General features: G+C 58.6%; 18 protein-coding genes. 6 read left to right on the top strand and 12 right to left on the bottom strand.

Annotated features, from left to right (window positions below):
• Window positions 1-24 precede the first annotated feature (24 nt).
• The gene (pepD, locus tag ACQUTI_RS13260; RefSeq protein ID WP_042937963.1) at window positions 25-1,482 is read right to left on the bottom strand and encodes a cytosol nonspecific dipeptidase; all 1,458 of its coding nucleotides are present in this window, start codon (window positions 1,480-1,482) and stop codon (window positions 25-27) included.
• A gap of 257 nt (window positions 1,483-1,739) precedes the next feature.
• Here pepD and gpt point away from each other — a divergent pair, with 257 nt between their 5' ends.
• The 3 genes from gpt (at window position 1,740) to crl (ending at window position 4,004) form a co-directional block, all read left to right on the top strand.
• On the top strand, window positions 1,740-2,198 hold the full coding sequence (gpt, locus tag ACQUTI_RS13255) for a xanthine phosphoribosyltransferase (RefSeq protein ID WP_002889733.1): 459 nt from the start codon (window positions 1,740-1,742) through the stop codon (window positions 2,196-2,198).
• Window positions 2,199-2,303: 105 nt separating this feature from the next.
• Window positions 2,304-3,548 (top strand): esterase FrsA, encoded by a 1,245-nt coding sequence (gene frsA, locus ACQUTI_RS13250; RefSeq protein WP_004204644.1) that lies wholly within the window; start codon window positions 2,304-2,306, stop codon window positions 3,546-3,548.
• Window positions 3,549-3,605: 57 nt separating this feature from the next.
• Window positions 3,606-4,004: a sigma factor-binding protein Crl gene (gene crl, locus ACQUTI_RS13245; RefSeq protein ID WP_002889793.1), complete on the top strand. Its 399-nt coding sequence runs from the start codon at window positions 3,606-3,608 to the stop codon at window positions 4,002-4,004.
• Window positions 4,005-4,101: 97 nt separating this feature from the next.
• On the opposite strand, the gene csiR is transcribed toward crl, so the two are convergent.
• From csiR to glaH, 6 genes are all read right to left on the bottom strand, one after another.
• Window positions 4,102-4,794 (bottom strand): DNA-binding transcriptional regulator CsiR, encoded by a 693-nt coding sequence (gene csiR / locus ACQUTI_RS13240; protein WP_043521479.1) that lies wholly within the window; start codon window positions 4,792-4,794, stop codon window positions 4,102-4,104.
• 45 nt (window positions 4,795-4,839) lie between these two features.
• The gene (gabP, locus tag ACQUTI_RS13235) at window positions 4,840-6,240 is read right to left on the bottom strand and encodes a GABA permease (protein ID WP_004204661.1); all 1,401 of its coding nucleotides are present in this window, start codon (window positions 6,238-6,240) and stop codon (window positions 4,840-4,842) included.
• 135 nt (window positions 6,241-6,375) lie between these two features.
• Entirely contained in the window at window positions 6,376-7,659 is a 1,284-nt protein-coding gene (gabT, locus tag ACQUTI_RS13230) for a 4-aminobutyrate--2-oxoglutarate transaminase (protein WP_004204663.1), read from the bottom strand.
• A gap of 12 nt (window positions 7,660-7,671) precedes the next feature.
• Window positions 7,672-9,120 (bottom strand): NADP-dependent succinate-semialdehyde dehydrogenase, encoded by a 1,449-nt coding sequence (gene gabD / locus ACQUTI_RS13225; protein ID WP_122543335.1) that lies wholly within the window; start codon window positions 9,118-9,120, stop codon window positions 7,672-7,674.
• Between the two features lie 23 nt (window positions 9,121-9,143).
• Window positions 9,144-10,412 (bottom strand): L-2-hydroxyglutarate oxidase, encoded by a 1,269-nt coding sequence (gene lhgO, locus ACQUTI_RS13220; protein WP_065878132.1) that lies wholly within the window; start codon window positions 10,410-10,412, stop codon window positions 9,144-9,146.
• A 27-nt stretch (window positions 10,413-10,439) separates the two neighbouring features.
• Window positions 10,440-11,417 carry a glutarate dioxygenase GlaH gene (gene glaH / locus ACQUTI_RS13215; protein ID WP_025999352.1) on the bottom strand — a complete coding sequence of 326 codons (978 nt, stop codon included), beginning with the start codon at window positions 11,415-11,417 and terminating at the stop codon, window positions 10,440-10,442.
• Window positions 11,418-11,879: 462 nt separating this feature from the next.
• Between glaH and ACQUTI_RS13210 the strand changes: the two genes are divergently transcribed.
• Window positions 11,880-12,137 (top strand): YjhX family toxin, encoded by a 258-nt coding sequence (locus tag ACQUTI_RS13210; RefSeq protein WP_002889848.1) that lies wholly within the window; start codon window positions 11,880-11,882, stop codon window positions 12,135-12,137.
• Window positions 12,138-12,194: 57 nt separating this feature from the next.
• The gene (locus ACQUTI_RS13205) at window positions 12,195-12,944 is read left to right on the top strand and encodes an SAM-dependent methyltransferase (RefSeq protein ID WP_032455602.1); all 750 of its coding nucleotides are present in this window, start codon (window positions 12,195-12,197) and stop codon (window positions 12,942-12,944) included.
• Window positions 12,945-12,984: 40 nt separating this feature from the next.
• Here the strand turns inward: ACQUTI_RS13205 and ACQUTI_RS13200 are convergent, their stop codons facing one another.
• On the bottom strand, window positions 12,985-13,623 hold the full coding sequence (locus ACQUTI_RS13200; protein ID WP_048323085.1) for a glutathione S-transferase family protein: 639 nt from the start codon (window positions 13,621-13,623) through the stop codon (window positions 12,985-12,987).
• Between the two features lie 218 nt (window positions 13,624-13,841).
• On the opposite strand from ACQUTI_RS13200, the gene ACQUTI_RS13195 reads away from it, so the two are divergent.
• Window positions 13,842-14,306 carry an HNH endonuclease gene (locus tag ACQUTI_RS13195; protein WP_004191854.1) on the top strand — a complete coding sequence of 155 codons (465 nt, stop codon included), beginning with the start codon at window positions 13,842-13,844 and terminating at the stop codon, window positions 14,304-14,306.
• Between the two features lie 340 nt (window positions 14,307-14,646).
• On the opposite strand, the gene lpdA is transcribed toward ACQUTI_RS13195, so the two are convergent.
• The 4 genes from lpdA to ACQUTI_RS13175 are packed head-to-tail and all read right to left on the bottom strand — an operon-like array spanning window position 14,647 to window position 19,563.
• On the bottom strand, window positions 14,647-16,044 hold the full coding sequence (gene lpdA, locus ACQUTI_RS13190; protein WP_122543333.1) for a dihydrolipoyl dehydrogenase: 1,398 nt from the start codon (window positions 16,042-16,044) through the stop codon (window positions 14,647-14,649).
• Window positions 16,034-17,569: a 2-oxo acid dehydrogenase subunit E2 gene (locus ACQUTI_RS13185; protein ID WP_186602296.1), complete on the bottom strand. Its 1,536-nt coding sequence runs from the start codon at window positions 17,567-17,569 to the stop codon at window positions 16,034-16,036. The genes lpdA and ACQUTI_RS13185 overlap by 11 nt, the downstream gene beginning before the upstream one ends.
• A 3-nt stretch (window positions 17,570-17,572) precedes the next feature.
• On the bottom strand, window positions 17,573-18,592 hold the full coding sequence (locus ACQUTI_RS13180) for an alpha-ketoacid dehydrogenase subunit beta (protein WP_004178692.1): 1,020 nt from the start codon (window positions 18,590-18,592) through the stop codon (window positions 17,573-17,575).
• Between the two features lie 11 nt (window positions 18,593-18,603).
• A complete protein-coding gene (locus ACQUTI_RS13175; protein ID WP_032455609.1) occupies window positions 18,604-19,563 on the bottom strand; it encodes a thiamine pyrophosphate-dependent dehydrogenase E1 component subunit alpha in 960 nt (319 codons plus the stop codon).
• Window positions 19,564-19,769 lie beyond the last annotated feature (206 nt).

Here is a 19,769-nt window from a genome sequence, read left to right as displayed (position 1 = left end):
GCGGACTGCCGCCGGTGGTGGTGCTTATTTAGCCGGAATGGCTTTCAGCAGCTCGGTCAGCAGCGTCCAGTACTGGCCGACGCTTTCGATATGTACCTGCTCATCCGGAGAGTGCGGACCGGTAATGGTCGGCCCGATGGAGACCATGTCCATTTCCGGATACGGTTTTTTGAACAGGCCGCATTCCAGACCGGCGTGGATGATCTGGATGTTCGGCGTCTTGTTGAACAGACGCTGATAGGTCTCGCGCACCAGGTGCATCACCGGCGAATTGGCGTCCGGTTGCCAGCCAGGGTAAGCGCCTTTGGCTTCGGTTTTCGCCCCCGCCAGCTTACCCAGAGAATCCAGCATGCTGACCACGTAGTCTTTGCCGCTGTCGATCAGCGAGCGGATCAGGCAGTGGATCTGTACGTTGTCATCGGTCATGGTGACGACGCCGACGTTCAGCGAAGTTTCCACTACGCCTTTCGCCACGTCAGAGTTGCGGATAACCCCGTTCGGCGTGGCGTTCAGCAGGCGGATGAAACCGTCGCGGGAAGCCTGAGTCAGCGCCGCTTTGTCGTTATCGACCGCTTCCACGAGCACCACCAGGTTCTTCTCTTTGGCCTCCAGCTCGTTTTTCAGCAGCGCCTGGTAAGTATTCACCAGCGCTTTCAGCGCATCGGCTTTATCCGCGGCGACGGCGACAGTAGCGTAAGCTTCACGCGGGATGGCGTTGCGCAACGTGCCGCCGTTGAAATCGACCAGACGCAGATCCAGCTCATCGGCGTGGCCGGCGAGGAAGCGCGACAGCAGCTTGTTGGCGTTACCCAGACCAAGGTGAATATCACCGCCGGAGTGGCCGCCTTTCAGCCCTTTTAAGGTGACTTTAAAGCTCTGGAACCCGGCCGGAATCGCTTCGCGGGTCAGCGCCAGGTTAGAGGTGAAATCGATCCCGCCGGCGCAACCCATGTAGATTTCGCCTTCTTCTTCGGAGTCGGTGTTGATCAGGATATCGGCCTGCAGCCAGTTGGCCTGCAGACCGAAGGCACCGTCCATGCCGGCTTCTTCGGTCATGGTCAGCAGCACTTCCAGCGGGCCGTGAGCGACGCTGTCGTCGGCCAGTACCGCCAGTGCGGACGCCATCCCGATACCGTTGTCCGCGCCCAGCGTGGTGCCGCGCGCTTTCACCCATTCGCCGTCAATGTACGGCTGAATCGGATCTTTGGCGAAGTCGTGGACGGTGTCGTTATTTTTCTGCGGCACCATATCGAGGTGCGCCTGCAGCGCTACCGGCTTACGGTTTTCCATACCGGCAGTCGCGCCTTTACGAATCAGAATGTTGCCAACCTGGTCGCGTTCCGCGTGTAAGCCTTTTTCTTTTGCCCAACCCATAATGTGCTCGGCGAGCTGTTCTTCGTGATAGGACGGGTGCGGGATGGAGCAAATCTTGGCAAAAATATCCCAAAGCGGCTGCGGGGATAGTTGAGACAGTTCAGACACGGTAAGTCTCCTTACAGACTCCTGCATACAGCGGTTGCAGGACGAGGGTTAGCGTTAAAATACACAACAAGCCCGGGCTTGCGCGATGGGGTTGAGAATACCACTTTCCACCGCCGCAGGTAGTGTAAACAACGCAAAAAGCGTTGCGCAAACCGCTTAACACTGGTTTTTAGTGCGTCAGATCTCTATAATCTCGCGCAACCATTTTCCCCCTCGAACATTATTTAAGCCGTATTACACAGGCTGGGACACTTCACATGAGCGAAAAATACGTCGTCACCTGGGACATGTTGCAGATTCACGCCCGCAAACTGGCCAGCCGTCTGCTGCCGGTTGAGCAATGGAAAGGCATTATTGCCGTTAGCCGCGGCGGACTGGTACCGGGAGCGTTACTGGCGCGTGAACTGGGCATTCGTCATGTTGATACCGTATGCATCTCCAGCTACGACCATGATAACCAGCGCGAGCTGAAAGTGCTGAAACGTGCGGAAGGCGATGGCGAAGGCTTTATTGTTATCGACGATCTGGTGGATACCGGCGGGACCGCTGTGGCGATCCGCGAAATGTATCCCAAAGCGCACTTTGTCACCATTTTCGCCAAACCGGCAGGCCGTCCGCTGGTTGATGATTACGTGGTTGATATTCCGCAGGATACCTGGATTGAACAGCCGTGGGATATGGGCGTGGTGTTTGTACCGCCTATCGCAGGTCGTTAATTCTTCAGGACAGTGCTATTTACCACGCCCGGCTTGCCGGGCGTGGTTTTTTTTATCCTTTAGCAGGTTACAATATCCGGAGTGGCACTACGACGGAGACTGCACATGTCACAGGCTAACCTTAGCGAAACGCTGTTTAAACCTCGCTTCAAACATCCAGAAACCTCTACGCTGGTGCGCCGGTTTTCTGCCGGAAAACCCCAGGCGATGCAGTCAGCGCTGAGCGGCAATCACGTCGATCACTGGTACCGTCTGATCAATCGCTTAATGTGGATCTGGCGCGGCGTAACCCCGCAGGAGATCCTCGATGTGCAAGCGCGCATTGTAATGAGCGAGGCCGAACGAACCGATCCCGAGCTGTTCGATACCGTTATCGGCTATCGCGGCGGCAACTGGATTTTTGAGTGGGCGAAAGAAGCCATGCAGTGGCAGCAAAAGGCCGGGCAGGAAGCCGATCCTTTGCTGAGCGGCCGCCACTGGCTGCATGCTTCGAACCTGTACAGCATTGCCGCTTATCCGCATATCAAAGGCGATGAGCTGGCGGAACAGGCGCAGGCTTTAGCCAACCGGGCGTATGAAGAGGCCGCCCAGCGGCTGCCTGGCGCCCTGCGCGAGCTGGAGTTTACTATCCCTGGCGGCTCGCCGATAACCGGCTTTTTGCATATGCCGAAAGGCGAGGGGCCGTTTCCGACGGTGCTGATGTGCGGGGGGCTGGACTCGCTGCAGACCGATTATTACAACCTGTATGAAAACTACTTCTCACCGCTCGGCATTGCCATGCTGACCATTGATATGCCCTCCATCGGCTTCTCATCAAAATGGACGCTGAATCAGGACACCAGCCTGCTGCATCAGCACGCGCTGCGCCATCTGGAAAATGTGCCGTGGATTGACCATACCCGGGTCGCCGCCTTCGGCTTCCGCTTTGGCGCCAATATCGCGGTGCGTCTCGGTTACCTGGAGCCGCAGCGGCTGAAGGCCGTAGCCTGTCTGGGGCCGGTGGTCCACGGTCTGCTGGTGGATCCCCTGCATCAGGGGCGCGTGCCGGAGATGTACCTCGACGTGCTGGCCTCGCGGCTGGGCATGCATGACGCATCCGATGAAGCGCTGCGCGTGGAGCTCAATCGCTATTCGCTCAAAACCCAGGGACTGCTGGGGCGCCGTTGCCCGACGCCGATGCTCTCCGGCTTCTGGAAGGATGATCCGTTCAGCCCTGAAGAGGAGTCGCGGTTAATCACCTCGTCATCTGCCGATGGCAAACTGCTGGAGATCCCGTTTAACCCGGTGTATCGCAATTTTGATCACGCATTGCGACAGATCGCCCGCTGGATCAATCATAGATTTGGTTAATTTATTGCTAAATTCTATTGGTTTGGTAAAACAGTTGCATCACTAAAGGAGATCGCAATGACGTTACCGAGTGGACACCTGAAAAGTAAGTTGATCAAGAAATTCACGGCGCTAGGGCCTTACATTCGCGAAGAGCAGTGCCATGACAACCGTTTCTTTTTCGATTGCCTGGCAGTTTGCGTCAATGTTAAGCCCGCGCCGGAGAAGCGTGAATTCTGGGGCTGGTGGATGGAAATGGAAGCACAAGAGTCACGTTTCACCTATAGCTACCAGTTTGGTCTGTTCAATAAAGAAGGGTCATGGCAGGCGGTCGACATTGACGACCCGGAAGTGAGCGACAGACTGGAAAAAACGCTGCGCGAGTTTCACGAGCGCGCGGCAGCGCTGCTGACCACCTTTAATCTGAAGCTGGAACCGGCCGACGATTTCAGCGAGCCGGTTCGTCTGCGGGCCTGATTGATCTACGGATACGATTTCTCTACGCCCGTGCGGCGTGGAGGAGCGTGACGAAGACGTTGCCGGCATCCCCGTACTTTCTACCCCGCCGCCTGACTCACACTACCTGCGGCTGCAGCTTGTCGGCCATCGCCTGCTGAATAATCGGGATCGGAGTCAGTAAGTGCTCGCGCATCAGCGCGCTGGCCTGTTCAGCGTCGCGCGCCAGAATAGCGTCCACCAGAGTCTGATGCTGGACATGCTTATCTTCCAGCATCTCCACCGACAGCACAGTGGTGCGCAGCCAGATGAAGCGGTAGCGGGCCGCCAGGTCGAACAGCCGTTCGCGCATCTGCAGCAGATACTGCGAACCGCAGCCGGCGACGATGGCGGTGTGAAATGCCTGATGGCGCTGGTCCCATTCATCGAGTAAGTGCTCACTCGCTTCGCACGACTCCAGCTTGTTGAGCAGATGGGCGCGGGCCAGCAGCTCGGCTTCCCACTCATCGCCGCCGCGCTCAATGGCGAGGCGCACCAGCATGGCTTCCATGTTGGCGCGCGCGTCGAAGATATCGAGAAGCTCCTGTTCCGACATGGGCGCTACCCGATAGCCTTTCTGATTGACCACCGTCACCAGCCGCTCGGCCACCAGCTGCGAAAGCGCCTCGCGCAGCGGACCGACCCCCAGGGCATAGCGCGAGGTCAACAGGCTCATCCGCAGCTTCTCATCGGGTTGGTAGACCCCGCGGATGATGTCGTTTTTTAACCAACGGTACCCGTCAATGGCCGTCGCCTGGGAAATGGCGGTCATGTTCTTACTCCTGAATACTCTTCCCGGCGGGCGCCGGGAAGAGGGTTAACGCGTATTTTGCAGCGGCAGTTTTTGCCACAATACCAGCTTTTTCCAGCGCGACATAATCGGTACCGTACAAATAATTCCCAATGCTAACAGGCCGGTAGAGATCACCTCCAGCTGCTGCGCCGGACGGAACAGCATCACCACCAACACGAAGGTGATAAAGGCGATCACCAGCCAGGTCAGATACGGATAGAGCCACATTCTGAGACGGATCTCGCCGCCTTGCGCCTGAAGGATTTTGCGCATCCGCAGTTGCGAAACGGCGATCACCAGATAGACCAGCAGGGCGATGGCGCCGGAGCTGTCGATGAGGAATTTAAACACCTTGGCAGGCGCGTAGTAGTTCACCACCACGGTGAGGAATGCCGCGCCGGTGGAGAGGAGCACCGCCACGTACGGCGTTTTGCTGCGGTTGGTCCGGCCCATGATGGCCGGCGCATCGCCGCGGCGGCTCAGGGAGTAGAGCATCCGCGAAGCGGTATACAGCGCCGAGTTCAGACAGCTGGTGACCGACAGGAGGATCACGCCGTCCATAATCAGCTTGGCATAGGGAATATGCAGCAGCTCGAGCACCGAGCGGTAGGAGCCGATGCTCTTCAGCCCCGGCATATTCCACGGGATGAGGGCGACGACGATAAAGATCGAGCACAGATAAAAAATAGAGATACGCCAGATCACCGAGTTGGTGGCGCGCACGATATGTTTATCCGGAGTATCTGATTCGGCGGCGGCAATGGTGACAATCTCCGCGCCCATAAACGAGAACATAGTGATCAGCATTGCGCTGAGCACCGCGCCGAAGCCGTTGGGCATAAAGCCGCCGTGATCCCACAGACGCGAAATGCCGCTCACCTCGGCATAGGGATAAAAACCGGTAATGGCGACCGCGCCCAGTACGATAAACGCCAGAATAGCGACCACTTTGCACAGCGCCAGCCAGAACTCGAATTCGCCGTAGTTTTTGACGCTCAGCAGGTTACTGCCGGTGAGGGCGAGGGTGATGACCAGGGAGAACAACCACACCGGGACGCCCGGCACCCATGAATGCAAAATAATCGCCGCGATATTGGCTTCCAGCGGAATAACCAGGACCCAAAACCACCAGTACAGCCAGCCGATGGTATACCCCGCCCAGCGGCCGATGGCTTTATCGGCGTAGGTGGAAAAGGAGCCGGTATCCGGCGTGGCGACCGCCATTTCGGCCAGCATACGCATAATCATCACCACCAGCAGCCCGGCAAACAGATAGGCCAGCAGCACCGCCGGGCCCGCCTCGGCAATGGCGACGCTGGATCCGACAAATAAACTCGCGCCGATCACCCCGGCGATAGATAACATTGTGACGTGGCGCGACTTCAGTCCCGCCCCTAAATCCTGTGATTGCGACAGTTGCCCCATCATTTACCCTCTCGAAGTGTGTCACCTGGGAGAGCGCCCCGACATTCCCGCGCCGGGGCACGCGTATAATTATTGTTTTGCAGGTCTCGTCTTCATTCCCTTACTAACGTACTTCGTGTCCGCATATCTGTTGTTTTATGCCTGTTTCGCCTCGGTAAAGCAGTCGGCGATGATCTTCAGCCCCTGCTCGATCTGCGCCTCTTCGATGGTCAGTGGCACCAGGATGCGCAGTACGTTGTAGTACGGCCCGCAGGAGAGCAGGATCAGGCCTTTGTCGCGCGCGCGGGCGACGATATCCGCCGTGAGTCTTGCATTCGGTCTGCTGTGATCGCCCTCTTCAAACAGCTCGATGGCGATCATCGCTCCCAGACCGCGGACATCGCCGATCTCCGGATGATCTTCAGCAATCGCCAGCAGGCCCTGGCGCAGGGTATCGCCGAGCTGGTTGGCTTTTTCCAGCAGGTTTTCCTGCTCGAAAATCTGCAATACCGCCAGGGCAGCGGCACAGGCGATGGGGTTGCCAGCGTAGGTGCCGCCCAGTCCGCCCGGGGCGATGGCGTCCATCACTTCCGCGCGGCCGGTGACGCCCGCCAGCGGGAAACCGCCGGCGATGGATTTGGCGAAGGTGGTGATATCCGCCGCGACGCCCATCTGCTCCATGGCGAACAGGGTACCGGTGCGGCCCGCGCCGCTCTGAACCTCATCGGCGATGAGCATAATGCCGTGCTCGTCGCACAGGGCGCGCAGGCGCTGCATAAAGGCCGGGGAGGCGGCATAGAATCCGCCTTCACCCTGCACCGGCTCGATAATGATGGCGGCGATATCTTCCGGCGCGGCATCGTTTTTGAAGATGCGATGGATGCTGGCGATCGCCTCGTCATCGCTGACGCCGTGCAGCGCGCACGGGTAGAGGGCGCGATAGACGTGGCCCGGCATTAAGCCCATACCGGCGGAGTAAGGATTCACTTTACCGGTCAGCGACAGGGTGTAGTGGGTACGGCCGTGATAGGCGCCGGTGAAGGCGATAGCGCCGCTGCGCCCGGTTGCCGCGCGGGCGATCTTCACCGCGTTCTCCACCGCTTCCGACCCGGTGGTGACCAGCAGGGTTTTCTTGGCGAAATCACCTGGCACCTTCTGGTTCATCTTTTCGCACAGCGCCAGGTAGGGCTCGTAGGCCAGCACCTGGAAGCAGGTATGGGACAGCTTTTTCAGCTGGTCCTCCACGGCGGCGACAATCTGCGGATGCAGGTGGCCGGTATTGAGCACCGCGATACCGCCGGCAAAATCGAGATATTCCCGCCCTTCGACGTCCCACACCCGGCAGTTCTCCGCGCGCTCAGCGAAGATAGGATGGATCTGGCCGACGCCGCGCGGGACCGCGTCGCTGCGACGCGCCATTAATGCTTTATTGCTGTTCATCCGACACTCCTGTTAAAGGCCAATGCACATGTATTTGATTTCTAAGTAGTCTTCGATACCGTACTTCGACCCTTCGCGGCCGAGGCCGGAGGCCTTAACGCCGCCGAACGGGGCGACTTCGGTGGAGATAATGCCGGTATTGATGCCGATGATGCCGTACTCCAGCGCTTCGCCGACGCGGAAAACGCGGCTCAGATCGCGGGCGTAGAAATAGGCGGCGAGGCCGAACTCGGTATCGTTGGCCTGGGCAATGACGTCGGCTTCATCTTTAAAGCGGAACAGCGGGGCCAGCGGGCCGAAGGTCTCCTCTTTCGCCACTTTGGCGCTGTCGGGAACGTTGACCAGGATGGTCGGCTGGAAGAAGTTGCCGCCCAGGGCGTGCGGTTTGCCGCCGGTGACCACCTTCGCGCCTTTGGCGATGGCGTCGGCAATGTGTTCTTCAACTTTGGCGACGGCTTTCTCGTCGATCAGCGGGCCGGTGGTGACCCCGTCCTGCAGGCCGTCGCCAATGCGCAGTTTTTCCACCGCCTGCTGCAGCTTCTCGGCGAAACGTTCATATACCCCGTCCTGGACGTACAGGCGGTTGGCGCAAACGCAGGTCTGCCCGGCGTTGCGGAACTTCGACGCCAGCGCCCCCTCGACGGCTTTGTCGAGGTCGGCATCGTCGAAGACGATAAACGGCGCGTTGCCGCCCAGCTCCAGGGAGACTTTTTTGATGTCTTTCGCGCACTGCTCCATCAGCTGGCGGCCAATCTCGGTCGAGCCGGTAAAGGAGAGCTTGCGCACCAGCGGGTTACTGGTCAGTTCGCCGCCGACCGCGCCGGCTAAGCCGGTGACGACGTTGAACACCCCGGCGGGGATCCCGGCGCGATTGGCCAGTTCGGCCAGCGCCAGCGCGGAAAACGGCGTCTGGCTGGCCGGTTTCAGGACCATGGTGCAGCCCGCGGCCAGCGCCGGGCCCGCTTTGCGGGTGATCATCGCCGCCGGGAAGTTCCACGGGGTGATGGCGGCGGTGACGCCGATGGGCTGCTTTATCACCAGCAGGCGCTTGTCGGCCTGGTGGCCTGGAATGGTGTCGCCGTAAATGCGTTTACCTTCTTCGGCGAACCATTCAATAAAGGAGGCGGCGTAGCTGATTTCGCCTTTGGCTTCCGCCAGCGGTTTCCCCTGTTCGAGGGTCATCAGACGGGCGAGATCGTCCTGGTTCTCCAGCATGAGATCGAACCAGCGGCGCAGAATATTCGCCCGCTCTTTGGCGGTGAGGGCGCGCCAGGCGGGAAGGGCGCGGTTAGCGGCTTCGATCGCTTGTCGGGTTTCGTCAGCGCCCATTTTCGGCACGCTGCCGAGCTGCTCGCCGTTGGCCGGGTTGGTCACCGCAATCACGTCGCCGTTGGGCGCATCGCGCCACTGACCATCAATCAGCGCCTGCTGGCGAAACAGAGTCATATCGTTGAGTTGCATAATCGCTTCCTGTCTTCAGGGGGTTAACGGGTAAAAGCGGCGTGTAGTGTCTCCACGCTACGTGCCGCACGCAGCGTGCGTCCGGGATTGCTCTGGCTGGCCAGCAGGGTCTGCACCTTGCTGACGATATGCGCGCCGATCGGGATAGCCGACGTCGCCGCGGGTGACGGCGCGTTACAGGTGTGAATGGAACGCGCGGTGGTGACGAAGAGAAAATCGTCGATCAGTTTGCCCTGCGGCGACACCGCCTGCGCCCGCACGCCGGCCGGCCACGGGCGCAAATCGCGCAATGTCAGGCTCGGGCAGTATTTCTGCACCAGCCGCAGATAGCCGCTTCGGCACAGCGAATTTTTCATTTCGCCCAGCCCGGAGCGCAGGTTGTTTTGCAGTACCCGGCGAATGCCGGGCGAGGTGAGGATCTCCAGGGTATCGGCCAGCGAAATATCGCGCTTGCGATAGCCTTCGCGCTTCAGGGCCAGCACGGCGTTGGGGCCGACGGTGACGCTGCCGTCGATCATGCGGGTCAGGTGGACGCCGAGGAACGGCATCGCCGGATCGGGGATCGGATAGATCAGATGGTTGACGATCTGATTGTGCTCCGCAGCGAGCTGGAAATACTCCCCGCGGAACGGGCAGATGATAAACCCGGGATCGACGCCGAGCATTTTCACCAGTCGATCGGCCATCAGCCCGGAACAGGTAATCAGCGTCGAGGCCTCATACTCGCCGCCCTGGCGGGTGTGGACGACCACGCCGCTGGCGTGTTCTTTCAGGGCGCTGACTTCGGCGTTGTAGACGATGGCGCCGCCTTTCGATTCGAAGTTCTTCGCCATCGCCGCCGCCACGTCGCGGTAGCTGACGATGCCGCTGGAAGGGACGAAGATCCCGCCGAGCCCGGTAATGTTCGGTTCGCGCTCGCGCAGCTCCCCGGCGCTCAGCCATTCCCGCTGCAGGCCGTTGGCGGCAGTGCGATCCCACAGGGCGCGCATCCGCTCCATCTCCAGCGGCGAGGTGGCGACCAGCATCTTGCCGCAGACGTCATAGCGGATGCCGTTCTGCTCGCAAAAGGCCTTGGTAGCGCGGTTGCCGGCGAGGCAAAACTGCGCCTTGAGGCTGCCGGGGGTGTAATACACCCCGGCGTGGATCACGCCGCTGTTGTGGCCGGTCTGATGGCAGGCCGGGCCGGACTCTTTTTCCAGCAGCGCAATGCGGGCGTCCGGGTAAATCTCAATTAACTGCATGGCGGTCGACATGCCGATGATGCCGCCGCCGATAATCACGAAATCATACATCCGCTCAATTCCTTCGCCTGAAAACCCTTATTGATGAGTCTGGTAATGATTCGTGGAATACGCAAAGTAGCCGCGCTGGCGCATCAGCTCGCGGCGCAGGTCCGGGTGCGGCGTAAAGCGGTCGCGGCCGTGCAGCCAGAACAGGTTGTTAATCAACAGAAATTTGCCTACCGGCACCGGTATAGAAAGAATGTTTTTGCTGGTCTCCAGCGCGTCGGAGAGGCGGCTCAGCCAGGTGCCTTCTTCGAAATCTTTCGGCTGGACGAACTGGTCGATATAGCGCATCACCGGGCGACCCAGCTGGTCGACGTCGAACACCGGGTGGAAAACATCTTTGCTGACGTTTTTGCTCGGCGGCGCGGCCCAGCGCATCGGGCGGCGGGCGAGCGGGTCGCGGAAGAATTCGTCGAGGTGCTCCCAGTCGTCGAGATGCAGCAGCAGGGAATTGCCGCCCTGCATGTTCTGCTCGTCGATCTTCATCATTAGCACGTAGTCGGTTTGCTCTTCGACGTAGGTACCGTCGTTGTGCAGCTCCATCACCCGGTGCGGCTGGCGCAGGTAGCTGTCGGAATTATCGACGTTTTTCACCACGAAGCGGGCGTAATACTGGCCGCTCATGGCATCGAAGTTGGAACGGCCAATCAGGTGGGCGACGGCGGTGGCCAGCTTGACCATCTCTTCGGCCTGGCTGACGTTATCGATCCCTTCGCCGTTGATCAGCAGCGCGCCTTCCGCGCGATCGAGCAATGTTTTGATCAGCAGCGGCTGCAGCTGGTTGCCGCACAGATCGTCGAGGATCTTGCCCACCTGGAAGCGTAAGAAAGATTTGTACTCCAGCGCCTGCACCGGCCACTGCGCGACCTGCTGCAGAAACTGGGTGGTGGTGTCCGCGGAAAAGGTGAGCTCCAGCAGGCGCGGCGACTGGGCGGAAGGGGAGACGGTAAAGCCAGGGTATTGCTGGGCTAACGGCGCGGGTGTCGGTTTTACTGCGGTCAGGGCGTTCATCAGGATCGTTCCTCGCTGTAAGGTCAGGGTGATGTTCATTTCGTAGCCATAAATTAAAAATATCTACATTTTTATAAAATGCGTACGAAATAGCCTTTTTGTTTCCATTTTGTGATCTGACAACAATTATTTAACAATGCGGGAGGGGGATAAGGTGGTGGTGAAAGTTGAGGAATAGAGCGAGCGGCGGATAGCGCAAAAAATGGGGGTAGGCTGACGGGAAATCGTAATACCGGTCACAGTTTTTAATCTGCACAATACCCTTACCAGATGAAGGTGTTAATATTCAGCCGGTAAATACCTTTCAATGCTCACCGAGGCTTCGATGCTGGAGAATGTCATTATCAGATAATCAGCTTCCCGACCTGCCCAGGCCGGACTGATTATCGCTGCGCTTAAACCTTACGCACACACCTGCGGGTGTAGGCATGTTTTCGCACATGATAATGAACAGGTTTCAGTATGAATTTATCCCGTCAGGAACAACGGACCTTACACGTACTCGCCAAAGGTGGCCGTATTGCGCACGTCCGCGATACCTCCGGCCGCATTACCGCCGTCGAATGCTACACCCGGGAAGGGCTGTTGCTGAGCGACTGTACCCTCGCGGTCTTCAAAAAGCTCAAAACCAAAAAGCTGATTAAGTCGGTGAATGGCCAGCCGTACCGGATCAACACCACCGGTTTGAATAACGTTCGCGCACAGGCGGACAACCGCTGATACAGCGACCCGGGCAGGGGCGCTGCCCGGGCGTATGGCTCTCAAGGAGAAACACCCATGATCGATATCCCTCGCATTTTTACTATCAGTGAAAGCGAACACCGTATTCATAACCCTTTTACCCCGGAAAAGTACGCCACGCTGGGACGGGCGCTGCGAATGGCGCCGGGCACCGCCATTCTTGACCTCGGCAGCGGCTCCGGCGAGATGCTCTGTAGCTGGGCGCGCGATCATCAGATCGTCGGCACCGGGGTGGACATGAGTCTGCTATTCAGTCAGCAGGCGGCCGCCCGGGCAGAAGCGCTCGGGGTGAGCGACCGGGTGACCTTCATACACCAGGATGCCAGCGGGTATGTCGCCAGTCAGCCGTGCGATATTGCCGCCTGCGTGGGGGCAACGTGGATCGGCGGCGGAGTGGCAGGCACGATTGCGCTACTGAAGCAGAGTCTTAACCCAGGCGGCATGCTGCTTATCGGCGAGCCATGGTGGCGCAAACGCCCCGCCACGGCGGAAGAGGCGGTTGCCTGCGGCGCGCAGTCACCCGATGACTTCCTGACGCTGCCGGCGCTGGTCGCTCACTTTGGCGAACTGGGCTATGACGTGGTGGAGATGGTGCTGGCCGACCAGGAGGGCTGGGATCGTTATGAAGCGGCGAAATGGCTGACGATGCGCCGCTGGCTGGAGGCCAATCCGCACGATGACTTCGCGCCGGAGGTTCGCCAGCAGTTGACCACTGCGCCGCTACACCACGTCACCTGGACCCGGGAATATCTCGGCTGGGGCGTGTTTGTCCTGATGGCGCGTTAACCGGTATGTCGGTAGCGTCAGGAGGCGCTACCGACCATTTTCAGACCTTCAGCTCGTCGTAGCTGACCATGACGTGCTGGCGAAAGGCGGGCCGTGCGGTTAGCCGTGCATAATACGCCGCAAGGTGGGGGAGGGGACGACGGGTGATATCGATGGCAAAGTAGCGGTACAGCACATGGCCAAACTGGATATCGGCCAGGGTGAAGGTATCGCCCACCAGATAGCGACTGCCGGCGAGACGTGCCTCGGCAATCGCCAGCTTTTGCTCCAGGGCCGTCACCGCCGCGGCGATGGCCTGCGGATCCCGCTCGGCGGCGGGCGTGCGCACCACGCGCCAGAACACCGGCGCCGTAAAGCCGAGGGCGATATTCTGCTTTGACCACTCGGCCCAGCGATCAACCTCTGTACGAGCCAGCAGTTCGCCCGGCCAGAAGGCGTCGTCGGCGTAGCGACTGGCTAAATAGCGAAGGATCGCGCCGGTTTCCCACAGCGGCGGATTTTCGTCATCCTGCAGCACTGGCACCGTACGATTGGGATTGAGCTGATAAAACGCCTCGCTGTCGGTACCGCCATAGCGATGCCCCACGTCGAACCGGAGATAGTCCAACCCAAGCTCGCCAACACACCACATCAGCGCCTGCACGTTAGAGGAGGTTTTTCGGCCCCAGATGGTCAGCATCGGGATCTCCAGAGAATAATGAAAGAAGGAGCATAGCAGGTTGGGTTGAAAACGTGAGGGGGAAAAGATGGGGGGTATAGCGGTGTATATGGTGTGGGGACGCATGTTATCCCCTTGCGATAACGCGAATTCATCCCTACAAAGGTATAATGACCATCAATATGGCGCTTGTATAAAATAATGCAGCAATCATCTTTGAACGAGAATAAGGCGAGGGAGTGGAAACGTTAGTTATTCTGGCCGTAGTCGTATGGATACTTTTCAAGCTGGTACAAAAGGTTACGAGCAAACTCTATCCTCAAGACTCGGTGAAGGTACAGGAGAAGCCCGACACGACACCAGCGACGGATGCCTGGGGAAATTACCCTAAAGCCGAAGGGCATGTCGTTTTATTCGAACAGTTCCGACGTGAGCAGGCGCAGCGGCAGCAAGCTGCTAAAGAGGCTGAGACATTCTACCGCTCAAGGGAGTGGCGGCGTTTACGTTACCAGGCGTTCCAGCGCTACGGCAATAAATGTTGCGTATGCGGGCGCGGCGCCAGTGACGGGATGGTGATGCACGTTGATCATATAAAACCGCGTTCTCTTTACCCGCATTTAGCCCTCGATATTGCCAATCTGCAAATCATGTGCAACGAGTGCAACGTCAGTAAGGGCAACAGAGATGAGGTTGCGTGGCAATAATAAGGACAGGTTAGCGGCTATGTGCAATTCCCCTGGTATTAAAATGTTCGTAACGAACAAATAAGCAAGTCTTGACGGAATGAATCCGCAATGACGCTTTTATTTCGTTACAGCAGCTCATTGGTGAATTCCTTCATCACCGCATTTGTCGGTAGCGCCATTTGCCTTGCGTTAGTCCTGCTCATTTTCAATAAAGTGAGATGACTGCCAGTGGCTGGAGATCAATGATGCGGGATACTTACCTAACGACGGGCTGTTACCTTATCGAACGTTTAAGGAAAATACAGGAGGGATAACGGGAACTTACTCCGTATCGCTCAGCTATCGCCTCCCTTATTTTTTATTGATGCAACGGTTGGTCGCAGGCCGCGAGTATGGATTCATGCATCGCTTCGGAAAGTGTCGGATGCGCAAAGATCATCGACAGGAGACTTTCGTCTGTGGCCTCCAGGTGACGGGCGATGCCAAAGCCCTGGATCTGTTCCGTGACCTGTGCGCCAACCATATGCGCGCCCAGCAACTCGCCGGTTTCAGCATCGAAAATCGTCTTCACAAAACCCTCTGTCTCGCCGCTGGCCAGCGCCTTACCATTGCTCTGATAAGAGAACTTACCGATCCTGACGGGCCGTCCCCTTGCCAGAGCCGTCGATTCCGTCAGGCCCAGACTGGCAACCTGAGGCCGGGCATAAGTGCAACCGGGCACATAGTCGCGATCAAGCGGATGGGCGCCTTCGACACCGGCCAGGGTTTCAACGCAGATCACGCCTTCGTGACTGGCCTTGTGCGCCAGACACGGCGGGCCGGCTACATCGCCGATGGCATAAAGCCCGAATACGTTAGTGCGACAAGCCGCGTCCGTCTTGATAAAACCGCGGTCTAACTCAACGCCCAGCGCTTCCAGCCCCAGATCTTCAATATTCGGCTGTACGCCGACCGCCAGCAGCACACCTTCGACATCCTGGGAATATTCGCCGCTGGTGTTTTTCAGTGTGCAGCGCACCCCGGTATCGGTGAGCTGTACTTGCGTCACCAGGGTCTGGGTATGGACCTGAATCCCGCGTTTTTCGAATGACTTACGCACTGCTGCAGACACCTCGGCATCTTCCACTGGCAAAATCTGCGAAGCTAGCTCGACCAGCGTTACTTTACAGCCCAGATCGTTATAAAGGCTGGCGAACTCGACGCCAATCGCCCCTGAACCGATGATTAAGAGCGACTTGGGCAATCGCTTAGGCCGCAGCGCCTCGAAATAGGTCCAGATATATTCGCCATCTGGCGTGATGCCTGGTAATGCGCGTGGCCGGGCGCCGGTTGCCAGGATCACGTGATCGGCCCGGTAATCGCGCGCTTCACCGCGTGCATCCTCGACCGTGATTTGCCCCTTGCCGCGCAGCCGCGCGGTGCCATCAATCACCCTCACGCCATTTTTCTTCAACAGGTACGCAACCCCTGCGGTGAGCTGTTGCGATACGGTACGGCTAAATTGCACCAGTTTTTGCAGATCGACGTTCACCTCGCCCACGCTGATGCCCAGCTGACTGGCATGGGTGATAGTGTGCGCAACCTCAGCGCCATGCAGCAGCGCCTTGGTTGGAATGCATCCCCAGTTCAGGCAGATGCCGCCCAGATGCTGTTTTTCCACTAATGCGGTACGAAGCCCTAGCTGACCGGCACGGATGGCGGCAACGTATCCCCCAGGACCACCGCCGATGATCAGCACATCGTATTTATCGTGCATAGCTCGTCTCCTGGATAAACATCAAGGTCGGGGTTTCAATCAGTCGCTTGAGTTCCCGGAGAAAAGCCGCACCTGCCGCGCCATCGATGACCCGGTGATCGCAGGATAGCGATACCGTCATTTGCTGGCGCGCGACGATTTGCCCGTCGCGTACTACCGCCCGGAGCTCGCCGGCGCCAATGGCGAGGATTGCGCTTTGCGGTGGATTGATGATGGCGTCAAACTGCCGGACGCCGAGCATCCCCAGATTTGACAGGCTAAAGGTCCCGCCCTGGAACTCTTCCGGCTTCAGCGTGCCCGCTTTGGCTCTGGTCACCAGCGAGTGAATTTCGTGCGATATGTCGCTGATCGATTTCCGGTTCGCCGAGCGAACAATAGGGGTAATTAGCCCGGCAGGCAGCGCAACGGCCACCGAAATGTCGGCATCCGTAAAGCGGCGGATACTTTGTGCCGCTTCATCAAACTGGATATTGACGTCAGGCACGGCCACCAGCGCCAGGGCGCAGGCCTTCACCAGCAGGTCATTCACCGAAATCTTGACGCCGGGTACTTCGCGGTTAATGTCCTGACGTAACGCTAACAGTCGCTCCAGATCGAGATCGACGCTCAAACGGAAATGGGGAGACTGTTGCTTGGACGTTTGCAGGCGAGAAGCGATAGCCCGCCGCATACCGGACATCGGGATGCTCTCAAAGGGGGCCGGGGCACTCTCCTGCACAGGGCTGGTCTGCGGTTGCTCGTCGAGTAACAACGCCGCGGCCAGCACATCATCGCGACTCACCCGACCGCGTGAACCGCTGCTTCGGCAGTCATGTAAGTTGATACCCAGTTTGCCGGCCAGACGGCGCGCCAGCGGGGTAGCCGATACCTGGCTATCATCGGCATGCGAGCGGGGCGCTTTGCTGCGACGAACGGGGGGCGTCGGAGAGGCCAGACGACCGCCGGCGGCCACGATCGCGCTTTCCAGATCAGAAACAGAGATACGCTCCCCGCGCCCGCTGCCGCGGACTTTTTTCAGGTCGACACCCCAGCGGGCAGACAGTCTTAACGCATGGGGCGTGGCATTAACCTGAGTCACATCGGTCACGCCTTGCAGACTGACGGGGATATCGGTCTGCCCAACAGGGGGCTCGGGGCTGTTGGATGGCGGCGAAACAATGGAAGCTGGCTTAGCGCCTGCCTGTGCCGCTACGCCCGGCGCGGCAGACTCCGGGCCAGGGGCTGCGGGTTTCGCCGAAGCCAGGCTGGCAGCAAATTTGTCCAGTTCAGCATCGCTGACCGACGCGTCAGCCGCCAGGGCCAGCACGGCGCCTACCTGAAGCGTCTCACCCTCGCGGGCGATTATCCGACGTAACGTACCGGCAAAGGGTGCCTCCAGCACATTGACGATTTTACTGGTTTCAATCTCACAGATTTCCTGCCCTGGGGTGAAGCTGTCACCCTCCTGGATTGCCCACCGAGCGAGCAAGCCTTCCTCCATGGAAAGCCCCCACTTTGGCATTTCAAGCGTCTTGATTTCGCTCATAGGTTAATCCTCCAGCACTTGACGGACGGCGGCTTCGATACGTTCTACACCAGGGATCCAGAGTTTTTCGAGAGCAGGGGAGAACGGGACCGGCGTGTGTGGCGGCGTCACCAGCAGAACGGGCGCTTTGAGGAAATGGAATGCCTGGGACGCAATCAGCGCCGCGACATCATGAGCAAAACCGAAGCGTGCTGCGGATTCGTCGACAATCACGACCCGCCCCGTGGAAGCCACCGATTCCAGAATCCCTTCCTCATCCAGCGGCGAAATGGTTCGCGGGTCGACTACCTCGACCGAGATCCCCTCTTTAGCCAGCTTGTCCGCCACCTGGTTGGCTTTATGCACCATTGCCGACAACGCAATGATGGTGACGTCCTCTCCTTCGCGGGTATAGTTGGCTACACCTAGCGGGATGGTATAGCTCTCGTCCGGTACCTCGCCCTTGAGGTCGTACAGCATTTTATGCTCGCAGAATACCACCGGGTCGTCGTCGCGAATGGACTGGATTAACAGACCCTTGACGTCATAAGGCGTCGAGGGCACCACCACCTTCAGCCCTGGGGTGGTGGCAAAGATATTATAGGGTGACTGTGAATGCTGGGCCGCGGCGGAAAACCCCGCGCCGATCATACCTCGCATCACCAGCGGGGCCCTGGCTTTGCCACCAAACATGTAGCGGAACTTAGCCGCCTGGTTGTACAGCGCATCGTGACTCACGCCAAAAAAATCCATGAACATCAATTCCGCGACCGGCCGTAGACCCGTCGCTGCGGCGCCGGCCGCCATACCGATAATGGCCGACTCGGTAATGGGCGTGTCGATCACCCGATCGGAGCCGAACTGCGTCCACAGCCCTTTAGTGACCCCAAGCACACCGCCAAAGGCTTCTATCTTCGCCTCTTCGGGCGCATTTCCGCCATGACCGCCACGCAAGTCTTCACCGATGAGCACCACGCGTTCATCGCGTTCCATTTCCTGAGCCAGGGCTTCCTTGACCGCTTCACGATAGGTTTTTATTGTCATGGTTATCACCCTCAGTATGAGACGTACACGTCTGTCAGCAGGTCTTCCGGAGCCGGGTAGGCAGCGGCCCGGGCCTTCAATACGGCATCGTTGACCAGGGCTTCTACTTCCTCGTCAATCGCCGTTAGTTCTTCCTGGGTGATATGTTGCTTGACCTTAGCGGTGAAAATCTTCAGCGGATCATGTTGTTCACGCAGGCGTTGCACTTCACCTTCCGCACGATATAGCGCGGGATCGCCCTCAAAATGACCATGCCAGCGGAAGGCTTTGGCCTCAATGACGCTTGGGCCACCGCCTTCTCGCGCACGCTTGACCGCCTCTGAGGTTGCCTCATAAACGGCAAAGAAATCGGTGCCATCGACGGTCACTGCCGGCAGGCCGAAGCCAGCGGCGCGCCGGGCGATATCACGCCCACCCACGGCGTAGTCATGGCCGGTCCCTTCGCCGTAACCGTTATTCTCGAAAATAAAGACGGCTGGAAGCTGGAGCACGACGGCCATATTGATGGCTTCAAAGACCAGGCCCTGATTAGAACCCCCATCGCCCGTAAAAGAGACACCGACGTTGCCGGTTTTTAGCGTCTTTGCCGTTAGCGCGGCGCCGATGGCCAGGGGAGGGGCTCCCCCAACGATAGCGTTCGCCCCCAGCATTCCTTTCGACAGATCGGCAATGTGCATCGACCCGCCCTTACCGCGACATAACCCGCTGTCCTTACCGAATATTTCGGCCATCATGCCGTGAATGTCACAACCTTTAGCAATACAGTGGCCATGTCCACGGTGTGTTGAACCAATGAAATCTGCGCTCGTTAAATTTTCGCAGACCCCCACCGCGATGGCTTCCTCGCCGGTGTAAAGGTGAATGAAGCCCGGAATATCACCGCTGGTATTTTCCTGATGCAACCGCTCTTCAAAGGTCCTGATCTCCCGCATCTTGCGGTAAGCCTGCAATAACGCCTGTTTGCTGAGCATCGTTTAATTCTCCTCAATAAAGGTCACCCAGGCGGGGCCAACAGACAGGGCGGATAACCCTGGCCACACCCATGCAATGAATCTACGAGCGGTTAAAGGGAGTGCGAAGCCACCTTCATGGGGGGGTAGGTGGGGGTTTTCATGCTTGAGGTCAAACTTTCTAAATTTTGTGTAGTAATAAAGTTTGGCTGTCCCATGTCATCCCG

The sequence above is a fragment of the Klebsiella sp. 7-CIP_Kleb. genome (assembly GCF_050378655.1).
In the GTDB taxonomy this organism is placed as follows: domain Bacteria; phylum Pseudomonadota; class Gammaproteobacteria; order Enterobacterales; family Enterobacteriaceae; genus Klebsiella; species Klebsiella quasipneumoniae.
The sequence above is the reverse complement of the archived record's forward strand: the minus strand, read 5'-3'. Positions and strand labels throughout refer to the sequence as shown.

Coding starts and splice junctions, on each gene's coding strand:
- ACQUTI_RS13205 (WP_032455602.1), top strand. CDS start 12,195: ATGATCGATATCCCTCGCATTTTTACTATCAGTGAAAGCGAACACCGT.
- ACQUTI_RS13210 (WP_002889848.1), top strand. CDS start 11,880: ATGAATTTATCCCGTCAGGAACAACGGACCTTACACGTACTCGCCAAA.
- glaH (WP_025999352.1), bottom strand. CDS start 11,417: ATGAACGCCCTGACCGCAGTAAAACCGACACCCGCGCCGTTAGCCCAG.
- ACQUTI_RS13185 (WP_186602296.1), bottom strand. CDS start 17,569: ATGAGCGAAATCAAGACGCTTGAAATGCCAAAGTGGGGGCTTTCCATG.
- ACQUTI_RS13200 (WP_048323085.1), bottom strand. CDS start 13,623: ATGCTGACCATCTGGGGCCGAAAAACCTCCTCTAACGTGCAGGCGCTG.
- ACQUTI_RS13175 (WP_032455609.1), bottom strand. CDS start 19,563: ATGCTCAGCAAACAGGCGTTATTGCAGGCTTACCGCAAGATGCGGGAG.
- lhgO (WP_065878132.1), bottom strand. CDS start 10,412: ATGTATGATTTCGTGATTATCGGCGGCGGCATCATCGGCATGTCGACC.
- csiR (WP_043521479.1), bottom strand. CDS start 4,794: ATGACCGCCATTTCCCAGGCGACGGCCATTGACGGGTACCGTTGGTTA.
- gabP (WP_004204661.1), bottom strand. CDS start 6,240: ATGGGGCAACTGTCGCAATCACAGGATTTAGGGGCGGGACTGAAGTCG.
- ACQUTI_RS13180 (WP_004178692.1), bottom strand. CDS start 18,592: ATGACAATAAAAACCTATCGTGAAGCGGTCAAGGAAGCCCTGGCTCAG.
- lpdA (WP_122543333.1), bottom strand. CDS start 16,044: ATGCACGATAAATACGATGTGCTGATCATCGGCGGTGGTCCTGGGGGA.
- gabD (WP_122543335.1), bottom strand. CDS start 9,120: ATGCAACTCAACGATATGACTCTGTTTCGCCAGCAGGCGCTGATTGAT.
- gabT (WP_004204663.1), bottom strand. CDS start 7,659: ATGAACAGCAATAAAGCATTAATGGCGCGTCGCAGCGACGCGGTCCCG.
- crl (WP_002889793.1), top strand. CDS start 3,606: ATGACGTTACCGAGTGGACACCTGAAAAGTAAGTTGATCAAGAAATTC.
- frsA (WP_004204644.1), top strand. CDS start 2,304: ATGTCACAGGCTAACCTTAGCGAAACGCTGTTTAAACCTCGCTTCAAA.
- gpt (WP_002889733.1), top strand. CDS start 1,740: ATGAGCGAAAAATACGTCGTCACCTGGGACATGTTGCAGATTCACGCC.